At 55.4% G+C, this 359-nt stretch carries 1 protein-coding gene; it reads left to right on the top strand.

The window, feature by feature from the left end; genetic code table 11:
• Positions 1-24: 24 nt before the first annotated feature.
• A partial coding sequence (locus GTA51_RS20805) for a hypothetical protein (protein ID WP_211922689.1) occupies positions 25-359 on the top strand: 335 nt, incomplete at its 3' end.

Below are 359 nucleotides of genomic sequence, written 5' to 3'. Positions count from 1 at the left end.
CGTTCACAGGAAGCCTCCGTCTGTTTGAACTTTGAGCGGTTCAAGCGATGGAGGCTTCCGATTCCCGGAACTGTCAAACTTTGTGAGTCCCCCGGCAGAGCCGGGGGTTTACTCGTTATTATTATTAAGCACATCTACGGCGGAATTATCCCCTTCTGCTATGACAAGGACGGCCTGGACCGGGCGGTTGGGTCGCGGCGAGACGATCGCCGTCAGTTGAACATCTGTTTTGTGGCACAGCGCTATTCACCCACCGGGATTGAGAAGGGCTATGACGTGTTCGCGGCCATCGTCCGGGCACTGGGGAACCGTCAAGATATCGCATTTCATGTGGTTGGCGGTTTCGATCGCGAGACGAT

The sequence above is a fragment of the Solidesulfovibrio aerotolerans genome (assembly GCF_009856865.1).
GTDB classification, from domain to species: Bacteria; Desulfobacterota; Desulfovibrionia; order Desulfovibrionales; family Desulfovibrionaceae; genus Solidesulfovibrio; species Solidesulfovibrio aerotolerans.
The sequence above is the reverse complement of the archived record's forward strand: the minus strand, read 5'-3'. Positions and strand labels throughout refer to the sequence as shown.